At 67.0% G+C, this 11,568-nt stretch carries 10 protein-coding genes; 3 read left to right on the forward strand and 7 right to left on the reverse strand.

Annotated features, from left to right (window positions below; translation table 11 throughout):
* From FIU91_RS02875 to FIU91_RS02900, 7 genes are all read right to left on the reverse strand, one after another.
* Entirely contained in the window at positions 1-1,086 is a 1,086-nt protein-coding gene (locus FIU91_RS02875; RefSeq protein ID WP_152461345.1) for an ABC transporter permease, read from the reverse strand.
* Positions 1,087-1,128: 42 nt separating this feature from the next.
* Positions 1,129-2,652, reverse strand: coding sequence for an ABC transporter ATP-binding protein (locus FIU91_RS02880; protein WP_152461346.1), 1,524 nt, complete (start codon positions 2,650-2,652; stop codon positions 1,129-1,131).
* Positions 2,619-3,563, reverse strand: a complete 945-nt coding sequence (xdhC, locus tag FIU91_RS02885) for a xanthine dehydrogenase accessory protein XdhC (RefSeq protein ID WP_152461347.1) — start codon at positions 3,561-3,563, stop codon at positions 2,619-2,621. Before xdhC ends, FIU91_RS02880 begins: the two co-directional genes overlap by 34 nt.
* Positions 3,560-5,998 carry a xanthine dehydrogenase molybdopterin binding subunit gene (gene xdhB / locus FIU91_RS02890; protein ID WP_152461348.1) on the reverse strand — a complete coding sequence of 813 codons (2,439 nt, stop codon included), beginning with the start codon at positions 5,996-5,998 and terminating at the stop codon, positions 3,560-3,562. Before xdhB ends, xdhC begins: the two co-directional genes overlap by 4 nt.
* Positions 5,995-7,374, reverse strand: coding sequence for a xanthine dehydrogenase small subunit (gene xdhA, locus FIU91_RS02895; protein WP_152461349.1), 1,380 nt, complete (start codon positions 7,372-7,374; stop codon positions 5,995-5,997). The genes xdhB and xdhA overlap by 4 nt, the downstream gene beginning before the upstream one ends.
* A 180-nt stretch (positions 7,375-7,554) precedes the next feature.
* Entirely contained in the window at positions 7,555-7,728 is a 174-nt protein-coding gene (locus FIU91_RS19310; protein ID WP_172974913.1) for a hypothetical protein, read from the reverse strand.
* Positions 7,729-7,806: 78 nt separating this feature from the next.
* Positions 7,807-8,013 (reverse strand): SlyX family protein, encoded by a 207-nt coding sequence (locus FIU91_RS02900; protein ID WP_093011743.1) that lies wholly within the window; start codon positions 8,011-8,013, stop codon positions 7,807-7,809.
* Positions 8,014-8,108: 95 nt separating this feature from the next.
* Between FIU91_RS02900 and hisS the strand changes: the two genes are divergently transcribed.
* The 3 genes from hisS to hisG are packed head-to-tail and all read left to right on the forward strand — an operon-like array spanning position 8,109 to position 11,361.
* A complete protein-coding gene (gene hisS / locus FIU91_RS02905; protein WP_152461350.1) occupies positions 8,109-9,593 on the forward strand; it encodes a histidine--tRNA ligase in 1,485 nt (494 codons plus the stop codon).
* Entirely contained in the window at positions 9,590-10,672 is a 1,083-nt protein-coding gene (locus FIU91_RS02910; RefSeq protein ID WP_152461351.1) for an ATP phosphoribosyltransferase regulatory subunit, read from the forward strand. Before hisS ends, FIU91_RS02910 begins: the two co-directional genes overlap by 4 nt.
* A complete protein-coding gene (hisG, locus tag FIU91_RS02915; RefSeq protein WP_093011752.1) occupies positions 10,669-11,361 on the forward strand; it encodes an ATP phosphoribosyltransferase in 693 nt (230 codons plus the stop codon). The genes FIU91_RS02910 and hisG overlap by 4 nt, the downstream gene beginning before the upstream one ends.
* Positions 11,362-11,568 lie beyond the last annotated feature (207 nt).

The following is an 11,568-nucleotide window of genomic DNA, read 5'->3' on the forward strand; positions in this document are numbered from 1 at the left end:
TCATGCGGTCGCTCCGAGGTTCAGCCGGACGCGATAATTGGTGAAGACATCGACACCCAGAAGGAAGAACAGCAGCATCCCCTGGAACAGCTGGATCGCCGCACCCGGCAGCCCCAGCATGAGCTGCGCGAGCTCGCCGCCGATATAGGTGAGCGCCATCAGAAGCCCGGCAAGGAGGATGCCGACCGGGTGCAGCCGGCCCAGGAACGCGACGATGATGGCGGTGAAGCCATAGCCCGAGTTAAAATCGATGGAGATCTGGCCCGCTGGACCCGTCACCTCGAACAGACCAGCAAGCCCTGCCAGCGCGCCCGCGATCCCGAGGCAGAAGACGATCACGGCCGCCGGGTTCACGCCCGAGAACCGCGCAGCGCGCGGCGCCTCGCCCGAAAGGCGGATATTGAAGCCCTGGATGTGCCGCGCCAGCAGGACATACGCCGCGATCACCGCAACAAACGCGGTCAGCACGCCGAAATGCATCCCCGTGTTGGCGATGATCTCCGTATTGGCGACCGCGTCCCAGTCCCGGAAATTGCGGCTGCCCGGAAAGCCCATGCCTTCGGGATTGCGCAAGAGCCCCGAGGCGACGGAGGCGAGGATCGACTCCGCTACGTAGACGAGCATCAGCGAGACCAGGATCTCGTTCGTGCCGAACCGCACCTTCAGAAGCGCGGGAATCATCGCCCAGGCCCAGCCGCCAAGCGCGCCAGCCAGGATCATCAACGGGAAGATGAGAGCGCTGTCCGAGGGATAGAAGGCCAGCCCCGCGCCCGCGCCGCAGATCGCGCCCATGATATACTGACCTTCGGCGCCGATGTTCCAGATGCCCGCCCGGAACCCCAGCGACAGACCGATGGCGATCAGGATGAGCGGTCCTGCCTTCACGAGAAGCTGCGGGCGGGAATAGGAGGCGAATTGCGGATTGAAGAGCGGATCCCAGAAGATCGTGCGGATCGCCGTCAGTGGTTCGGCCCCGAGCGCGGCAAAGAGCGCGCCGCCGACGATCATCGTCAAAAGAACCGCGAGGATCGGCGAGGCCAGCGTCCAGGTGCGCGAGGGCTGCGGGCGTTTCTCGAGACGGATCATGCGCGATGGCCTTCTGCGCCGAGGTCGGACGGAATGATCGGGTCACGCATGGCTCGACACCAGTTCGAGGTCATGCGCTCCGCCCATCATCAGCCCGATCTTCTCGATATCGAGCTCTGCGACCGGCCGCGCGCCGCTGAGACGCCCTTCGTTGAGCGCAGCAAACCTGTCCGAGATTTCCATGAGCTCGTCCAGATCCTGGCTGATCACCACGATCCCCGTGCCTTCGGAGGCAAGGTCCAGGAGCGCCTGCCGGATTGCGGCGGCTGCTGCGGCGTCGACGCCCCAGGTCGGCTGGTTCACGACCAGGACCTCGGGCTTTTGCATGATCTCGCGCCCGATCACGAATTTCTGCAGGTTTCCGCCCGAGAGCGCCCGCGCGGCAGTCTGAGCCGAGGGCGTGCGGACATCGAAGCTCTCGATCACGCGCTCGGCGAAACGCGCGGCGCCGGGCCAGTCTATGAAGCCGCGGCGCACCAGCTTCTCGCGGCGCGAGGCGGTCAGAACACCGTTCTCGACAAGGCTCATGTTTGGGGCGGCGGCATGGCCGAGCCGCTCTTCGGGGCCAGACAGAAGGCCAAGCGCCCGGCGCGCCAGTGGTCCCGAGCGGCTCACATCCTTCCCCTTGAACGCGATCGTCCCCTGTGGGGCGAGCCGTTCGCCCGAAAGCGCGGTCAGAAGCTCGTCCTGCCCGTTCCCCGCGACGCCGCCAATCCCGAGAACCTCGCCCGCGCGCAGCGATAGCGACACGCCGCGCAGCGGTGTCGCAAACGCATCCGGCGCGGGCAAACTCAGGCCTTTGACATCCAGGAGAACCTCGCCCGGGCGCGTGGCTTTTGCAGCGGGGGCCGCGAAGCTCGATCCGACCATCATCTCCGCAAGTTCGCGCGCCGTCGTATCGCGCGGCGTGCAGGTCGCCACTCTCTTTCCAAGCCGGAGGATCGTCGCGGTGTCGCAAAGCGCGCGGATTTCCTCGAGTTTGTGCGATATATAGAGGATCGACGTGCCTTCCGACTTCAATTTCCGCAGCGTCTGGAACAGGATGTCGACCTCCTGCGGGGTCAGGACGCTGGTCGGCTCGTCCATGATGAGAAGCTTCGGATCCTGCAGCAGGCATCGGATGATCTCGACCCGCTGCCGTTCGCCTGCGGATAGGGTGCCGACGGTGCGGAACGGATCGAGCGGTAAGCCGTAGGCTTCGGAGACCTCGCGGATCTGCCGCGCCAGATCTCGCGTCTTGGGCGGCATTTCCATCCCGAGCGCGACATTCTCGGCCACCGACAGCGCATCGAAGAGAGAGAAATGCTGGAAGACCATCGCAACGCCGCTGCGGCGTGCCTCGGCCGGCTCGGACGGGGAAAAGGGCGCGGCCCGCATCGTCATCTCGCCCGCGTCGGGCTGCACCAGCCCGTAGATCATCTTCACGAGCGTCGACTTGCCCGCGCCATTCTCGCCAAGAAGTGCGTGAATCTCGCCCTCGCCGATCTCGAAGGAGACGTCGTCATTGGCGATCACGCCCGGATAGGCCTTTGTCAGGCCCCGGAGGCTGAGAAGTGGTTGTCCCAAACCGCTGTATTCCCCGTCTTGCCCGACTCAAGTAGCTGCGCGGCGGCGCCAAGCGCAATGGCTTGAGGATGCTTGCCGAGCGATTTCTGCCCAATCGGGCAGCATATGCGCTGAATTTCGGCATCCAAATGGCCAAATCCTCGCAGGCGAGACCGAAAGCGCGCCCATTTCGTGTCAGAGCCGATCAGCCCGGCAAAGGCGAAGCCGCGCCGCAGAAGCGCATTGCAGAGCGCAAGGTCGATCTCGTGGCTATAGGTCAGAATGAGGTGCGCCGCGTCTCCGGGTGCATGGCTCGCCAGCCTCGGCAGGTCTGCGGCAGGCACGATCAGCGTGCCCTGCGGCGGCGTTTCGGGGAAGCGCGCACGATCCGTGTCGGCCCAGGTGATCGCGTAATCGGGCAAAGGCGCAGTGATGTTCACGATGGCCCGGCCCACGTGACCCGCGCCCCAGATCCAGAGTGGCTGGCGTGGCGGCGCGACCGGCTCGATCATCCAGCCCGCGATGAGCCTGGGCGTGACGTCTGCCCCGGAATTGCGCGCGGCAGTCTTGGCGCGCATCACCGCCAGCGGTTCGGCTCCGATCCCGCGCGCATAAAGTCCGGTTTCGGGAACCTCTGCGAGCGCCGCAGCGTCGAACGCTTCGGTCAGAAGCGTCACGCGACCGCCGCAGCATTGGCCGAGATCGGGGCCGAGCGCGTGCCGAGAGAGCCCGGTTGCGCCGTCCCGGGCCGCGCGTGCCGCCTCGAATTCGAGCGTGCCACCACCGATCGTGCCCGATTGCCCCTCCGGCCAGACCAGCATCGCCGCGCCGGTCTCGCGCGGGGCCGACCCGCCGGTCTCCGCCACGACGACGCGGGCGACACGGCCATGTCGGGCGACGGCCTCCACGAGCGCTGCGCGATCGAAACTCATGCCCGCGCCCGCCGCACCGCCGCCAGCACCTCTTCGGGTGTCGCGGGAGCATTGAGTGCAGGATAGGCGGGTCCGCAGGCCGCCACAGCGTCCGAGAGCGCGAAGAACACCGACATGCCCAGCATGAAGGGTGGTTCGCCCACTGCCTTGGAGCGGTAGATCGTGTCCTCTCGGTTCTCGCCGTCCCAAAGCGCGACATTGAAGATGTCCGGCCGGTCCGAACAGGCAGGGATCTTGTAGGTCGAGGGCGCATGCGTCGACAGCCGTCCCAGATCGTCCCAGACAAGCTCCTCGGTGGTCAGCCAGCCAGCGCCCTGCACGAAACCGCCCTCGATCTGCCCCTTGTCGATGGCCGGATTCAGCGATCGGCCGCAATCATGCAGAATATCGGTACGCAGGATGCGGTGCTCGCCGGTGAGCGTGTCGATCACCACTTCCGAACAAGCGGCGCCGTGGGCGAAATAGAAGAACGGCCGCCCCTGGCCCTTGATCCGGTCCCAGTTGAGCTTCGGCGTCTTGTAATAGCCGGTCGATGACAGGCTGACCCGCCCCTCGTAACAAAGCTTCGCCGCCTCGGCGAAGGGGATCGTCTCCTCGCCGATGCGCACTTCCCCACCCGAGAAGGAGACCCGTGATCCCTGGGTCTGGTAGCGCGCGGCAAGATAGGCGGCCATCCGGTCGCGGATCGTCTCGGCGGCGGCCTTGGCCGCCATGCCGTTGAGATCGGAGCCCGAGGAAGCGGCGGTCGCCGAGGTGTTCGGCACCTTTCCGGTATCCGTCGCGGTGATCTTCACCGAAGCGGCGTCCAGTCCGAATGTCTCGGCGGTAACCTGCGCGACCTTCTGGAACAGGCCCTGGCCCATCTCCGTGCCGCCGTGGTTCAGCGCAAGGCTGCCGTCCTGGTAGACATGAACGAGCGCGCCCGCCTGGTTGAGATGCGTCAGCGTGAAGGAAATCCCGAACTTCACCGGCGTCAGCGCGATCCCGCGCTTGAGCAAAGGCTGCCCGGCGTTCCATTCGACAATCGCGGCGCGTCGCGCGGCATAGTCGCAGCGTTCGGCAAGCCTCTCGGTCATCTCGCCGAGGATGAAATCCTCTACCGCCATTCCGTATGGCGTCGTTTGCCCGGACGTCGCGGGCGCGGCCTCAGAGGCGGGCACATTGCCCACCGCCCCGCGCGAGGCGAGATCAGCGCCGGTATCGCGCGCCTCCGGCTGGGCTGCATCCCGCGCCCTTGTCTTTGGATTGGCGGAAATACCGTCGGGGGGTGCGGGGGGCAGACGGCCCCCCGCCATCTCCGCGTAGTAGTTGCGCTGGCGCACCTCGAGCGGGTCGAGCCCGAGCCTGTGCGCGACCTCGTCCATCACGCGCTCGATACCCATCATGCCTTGCGGGCCGCCGAAGCCGCGAAAGGCGGTCGCGCTCTGGGTGTTGGTCTTGAGCCGGTGGCTCTCGATCCGCGCGGCGGGCAGATGATAGGCATTGTCCGAATGCAGCATCGCGCGGTCGGCGACGGGCAGGGACAGATCCTGCGCCCAGCCGCAGCGCATCAGGTGGACGAATTCGACCCCCGAGAGACGCCCCTCGTCGTCGAATCCCGCGCGATACTCGATCCTGAGATCGTGCCGCTTGCCGGTGATCGTCATGTCGTCGTCACGGTCGTAGCGCATCTTCGCGGGACGGCCGGTCTTCGCCGCCACGATGGCGCAGGCCACGGCGAGAGCATTGCCCTGGCTCTCCTTGCCGCCGAAGCCGCCGCCCATCCGGCGCGTCTCTACCCGCACGGCGTGCATCGGCAGGCCGAGCGCGTCCGCCACCTTGTGCTGGATCTCGGTCGGGTGCTGCGTCGAGGCATGCACGACCATGTCGCCGCCTTCCTGCGGAAAGGCGAGCGCGGCCTGACCCTCGAGGTAGAAATGCTCCTGCCCGCCGATCTCGATCTCGCCCGAAACCTGGTGCGGACTGTCGTCGATCGCCTCGCCGGCATCGCCCTTCTCCCAGATGCGGGGGCCATCCTCGAAGCGGCTATCGGCCTCCAGCGCCTCGTCGACGGTGAAGATCGCATCGCGCGCCTGCGTCTCGAACACCGCCCGCCGCGCGGCCTTGCGCGCGCTCAGATGGCTGTCGGCGGCCACGATGAAGACCGGCTGGCCGAAATACTGAATCGAATGCCCGGACAGAAGCGGCTCGTCATGCGCCGAGGGCGAGCAATCGGCGGGCCGGTCGAGATCGCCTGCTTCGAGCACCAGCGTGACGGCCGGGCTCTGCCGCACCTCCCGCAGGTCGAGCGACGTGATCCGCCCGCGAGCGATGGGCGCGAGCCCAAAGGCGAGGTGCAGCGTGTTCGCAGGCACCGGAATATCGTCGACATAGCGGGCAGTGCCCGTCACATGCATCCGGGCGGCGTCGTGGGGCAGGGGCTTGGCGACGCTCATGCCGAGACCTCCAGAACCGAAACCGTGCCGCCCGCGCGTTCGGCGAGATAGCGGCGCAGCATGTTGCGGGCCGCCTCCAGACGGTATTCCGCCGAGGCGCGCATGTCGGAGAGCGGCACGAAATCCTCCGCGAACGCGTCGAGCGCGTCCTCGATGCCCGTCTCGCTCCACTCCGCGCCGATCAGCGCCTCCTCGACGCGGCGGGCACGTTTCGGAACGCCTGCCATGCCGCCGAAGGCCACACGCGCGGCGGTCACGCGCCCGTCGCTCACCTTGATGTTGAAAGCGCCGCAAACCGCGGAGATGTCCTGATCGAACCGCTTCGACAGCTTGTAGACCCGGAACTCCGCGGCCTCGCGCGGAAAACTCACGCCTTCCACGAACTCGCCCTGCGCGCGGTCCTGCTTGCCATATTCGACAAAGAACTCCTCGAGCGGCATGGAGCGGCGATTGTCGCCCGCGCGCAGATGCAATTCCGCGCCGAGCGCGATGAGCGCGGGCGGGTTGTCCCCGATCGGCGAGCCGTTGGCGATGTTCCCGCCGATGGTCGCGGCGGCGCGCACCTGCGCCGAGCCGTAGCGGCGGATCATCTCGGCGTAGGAGGGCAGGGTCGGGCGCACGGCGTCCAGCACCCGGTCCATCGTCACGCCCGCGCCGATGCGGATCCGGGTGCCGTCCTCCTCGATCTCTTGCAGATCGGCGCAGCGGCCGAGGAAGATCACCGTCTCGAGCTCACGCAGCGATTTCGTGACCCAGAGCCCGACATCCGTCGCGCCGGCAACGAGCGTCGCATCGGGATGGCGCGCATACAGCGCGGCCAGCGCATCGCCGCTTTCAGGCGCGAAGACCGGGCCGTCCTCTGCGGCGAGCGTGCCCGAAAGCGCGTCCATGTCCTCGTCCATCCAGTCCGGCACGGGCGCTTCCGAAGCGGCTTCGGCGGCGCGCACGATAGGCGCGTAGCCCGTGCAGCGGCAGAGATTGCCCGCGAGCGCATCGTCGAAATCGCGCCGGCCCGCCTTGTGGGCCACGGCCATCGCCACAACGAATCCCGGTGTGCAGAAGCCGCATTGCGAGCCGTGATGATCGATCATCGCGTCCTGAACCGGGTGGAGCGCACCGCCGGGCCCGGAGATACCCTCGACCGTGCGCACGGCCTTGCCGTGCAGCTGCGGCAGAAAGAGGATGCAGGCATTGAGCGCGCGCGTGCCGTGATCGTCGGTCACAGCGACGGTGCAGGCCCCGCAATCGCCTTCATTGCAACCTTCCTTGGTGCCGGGCAGGCCGCGCGTCTCGCGCAGCCAGTCAAGCAGGGTGACGGTGCCCGCCACGTCCCTCAGCTCGACACTCTCTCCGTTGAGAAGAAAGCGGATATCCATGATGAAACTCTCGCCGCGTTACCGGGTTGCCCTGCAGCGCGTCCTCGATGCGGCGTAGAAGACGGCGGGCTGGTCCTTGCTTCAGCCACGGAGGCTAGGATCCGGGCCCGCCGCTTGGCAAGCAAAAAAGGGCCGCGCGCCAGGGCGACGCGCGGTCACGGGCGCACAACGAGGCAGAGCTCAGTTGCCGTCGTTCTGGATCGCTTCGCCGGTATTCTCGATGGCCTGGCCGACATTCTCCTGCGTGTCGTCGATCGCCTGCTCGCCTTCCGGGCTGAGCTCGATGAAGCCGAAGAACATCAGGATCGCGATGATGATGACAACAACAAGGATGAGGCCGATCAGTCTGGACATGGGAAACCCTCCGCCGGTTGAACCGAAGAGATAACGCCGCAAAGCGCCTCCGGGTTTCCCGCGCGCCGCGCATTCGGCTCACCAATGCGGCGGTTTCTCGTCGCCGTAAAGATGCGCGCCGGTCTGGTCGCTTTCGCGTTCGGCCTCGCGGCGCAGAAGCAGCGCGACCTGGCCTTGCAGCCGGTCGAGTTCGCGGTCCTGCCGCGCGATCACTTCGGAGAGCTCGTCGGTCTGGCGCAGAAGCTCCGCCAGCCGTTCTTCGATCCGGTCGATGCGCTCGCTCATGGCTCGTCCTTTCCGCTCGGGCGTGTTCTTGCCCCTGTTGCCTCGAGAGGCTAGAGGAGGCCGCGCAACGCCGCCCCAACGCAGAGCCTTACATCATGGCCAAAGAGAAGAAACAGCCCCGTCCGAAGGCCGAGACGCCCAAGGGCTTCCGCGACTATTTCGGCGCGGACGTGACCGAGCGCGCAGAGATGCTCTCGAAGATCGCAGGGGTCTATCATCGCTACGGGTTCGAGGCGCTGGAAAGCTCCGCGGTCGAGACGGTGGAGGCGCTAGGCAAATTCCTTCCCGACGTGGACCGACCGAACGAGGGCGTCTTCGCCTGGCAGGAGGGCGACCCCGAGGGCAAGGCCGACTGGCTGGCGCTCCGCTACGATCTGACCGCGCCGCTCGCGCGGGTCTACGCGCAGCACCGGAACGATCTGCCGACGCCCTACCGCCGCTACGCGATGGGCCCCGTCTGGCGGAACGAGAAGCCGGGGCCGGGGCGGTTCCGGCAATTCTACCAATGCGATGCGGATACCGTGGGCGCGCCTTCCGTGGCGGCCGATGCGGAGATCTGCGCGATGCTCTGCGATGCGCTGGAAGAGGTCGGCATCCAGCGCGGGGACTACGTCGTCCGGGTGAACAACCGGAAGGTGCTGGAGGGGGTGCTGGAGACGATGGGCGTCGAGGACGACGCCACGCGTGATGCTGTCCTTCGCACGATCGACAAGTTCGACAAGGTCGGTGAGGCAGGAGTGCGCGAGCTGCTGGGCAAGGGCCGTCTCGACGCCTCGGGCGCGTATATCGACGGCGTCGGTCTCGGTGATGATCAAGCCGAGCCCGTCATCGCGTTTCTGACATCGAAGGGCGAGGACGCCGACACGACGCTTGCCAACCTGCAATCCGCGGTGGGCGATAGCCTGAAAGGGGCCGACGGCATTGCAGAGCTTCGCCAGATCGCGGGCCTCCTCGCCGCTCAAGGCTACGGACCCGACCGCATCGTTATCGATCCCTCCGTCGTCCGGGGCCTCGGCTATTATACCGGCCCGGTCTTCGAGGCGGAGCTGACCTTCGAGATCAAAGACGAAAAAGGCCGTCCGCGTCAGTTCGGCTCGGTTGCGGGGGGCGGGCGCTATGACGATCTGGTCAAGCGCTTCACCGGGCAGGCCGTGCCCGCGACGGGTGTCTCCATCGGTGTCGACCGCCTGCTCGCCGCGCTCCGCGAGACCGGCAAGTCGGGGGATAGCGCCAGGGGCCCCGTGGTCGTCACGGTGATGGATCGCGACCGGATGGCCGATTACCAGTCGATGGTCGCGGAGTTGCGGCAGGCGGGCATTCGCGCCGAGGTCTATCTCGGCAATCCGAAGAATTTCGGCAACCAGCTCAAATACGCGGACCGGCGTCAGGCCCCGGCGGCGATCATCGCGGGCTCGGACGAGTTCGACAAAGGCATCGTGCAGATCAAGGATCTCATCCTTGGCGCCGAGATTGCCGCCGACGCGACGCTCGAAGAGTGGAAGGAGCGTCCCTCGCAGTTCGAGGCCCCGCGCGAGGACATGGTCGCCCGCGTCAAAGAGATCGTGGACCGCTATTCATGACGACGCGCGCCGCACGCGAACGCGCGCTCGAGCTGCGCGGCATCTTCGAGGCGGCGGGGGCGGCGGTCGTGGAATGCGACATCCTGCAACCGGCAGAAACGCTGCTCGATCTTTATGGCGAGGATATCCGCGCGCGCGCCTATGTCACCCAGGATCCCGCGCGGGGCGAGCGGATGCTGCGGCCCGATTTCACCGTGCCGGTCGTGCAGATGCACATGGCCGGCGGCGCGGAGCCTGCGCGCTACACCTATGCCGGTGAGGTGTTCCGGCGGCAGGAGGATCATCCCGGCCGTGCGTCGGAATACCTGCAGGTCGGCTTCGAGCTTTTCGACCGGACGGACCCGGAAGCGGCGGATGCGGAAGTGTTCTGCGCGCTGCAATCGGCGCTAGAGGGTCTGCCGCTGCGGGCAGCGACGGGAGATATCGGCATCCTGATGGCAGCCGTCGCCGGGCTTGGCACGTCCGAGGCGCGGCGTGCGGCGCTCCTGCGGCATATCTGGCGGCCCCGGCGGTTCCGGCAACTGCTCAACCGCTTTTCCGGCAAGTCGCCGCTGCCTGAGACCCGGCGCGCGCTTCTGGCGGAAGCCGATCCTATGGCATGTGCCGCGCCGATCATCGGCCTGCGCGACCGCGAGGAGATCGCCGCGCGGATCGAGGCGCTCCGGGCCGATGCGGACGAGCCGCCCATCGCGCGCGGCGAGGTCGAGATGATCGACGAGCTTCTGAGCGTAGCGGAGACCTGCCCCTTCGCCATCGACCATCTCAAGCATCTCGGCATGGATCACCCGCCGCTGCGTGCGGCTGTCGACCGCTTCGAGAGGCGCTGCGATGCGCTGGCCGCACGCGGCGTGAACGTCGACATCCTCGATTTCGAGGCGGCCTACGGGCGCACTTCGATGGAATATTACGACGGCTTCGTCTTCGGCTTCTACGCCGAGCGGCGGCCCGATCTGCCGCCAGTTGCGACCGGCGGGCGGTATGATGCGCTGACGGCGCGGCTCGGGCAGGGCGAGAGCATCCCGGCCGTGGGCGGCGTCATCCGCCCCGACATCCTGAGCGAGATCGGAGGCGATCCATGACGATCAAGCTCGGTGTGCCCTCCAAGGGCCGGCTCATGGAAAAGACCTTTGACTGGTTCGGCGCGCGGGGCATCACGCTTGAGCGCACTGGCTCCGACCGGGAATATTCGGGCGCGGTGAGCGGCATTGACGGTGTCTCGCTTGTGCTTCTCTCAGCGGGGGAGATCCCGCGCGAACTTGAGGCCGGGCGCATTCATCTCGGCGTCACTGGCACGGACCTTGTTCACGAAAAGCTCGTGCAATGGGAGCAGAAGGTCGAGCCGCTATCGGAGCTCGGTTTCGGCCATGCCGATCTCATCCTCGCCGTGCCGCGGGCCTGGGTCGACGTGACGACGCTCGACGATCTCGACGGTGCGGCAGCGGCGTTCCGGGCGCGGCACGGCTTCCGCCTCAGGATCGCGACCAAGTATCACCGGCTCGTGCGCGACTACCTGCGCGATGGCGGGGTGGCCGATTACGCGCTGGTGGACAGCCAGGGCGCGACCGAAGGCACCGTCGCGAACCGCACCGCCGAGGCCATCGCGGATATCACCTCGACCGGCGAGACGCTGCGCGCCAACCACCTCCGTCCCTTGGGCGAAGAGCCGATCCTCCGCAGCCAGGCGACGCTCTTCCGCTCGCGGACCGCGACCAAGACCGATGCCGATCGGGCGGTTCTGAAGCAGCTGTGTGACATGCTCGGGCTTTAGCGCCGATCACGTCATCCACACGCAGACGTCATCTCTGCCGGCATGCTCGGTCTGGACAGGCTGGCGCAGCCTGCCGATACGGGGCCCATGCCGGTCCTGCGTGTCCTGTCCCTGATGCTGTTGGTGCTCCTCGCCTTGCCGTGGGGCGCGTATCTGCACGCGGCGGGAAGTCCGGCGCAGGTTTCCGCAGAGATGCCCTATGAAGAC

Origin of the sequence: Roseivivax sp. THAF30, from assembly GCF_009363575.1 — a bacterium.
Lineage (GTDB): Bacteria > Pseudomonadota > Alphaproteobacteria > Rhodobacterales > Rhodobacteraceae > Roseivivax > Roseivivax halotolerans.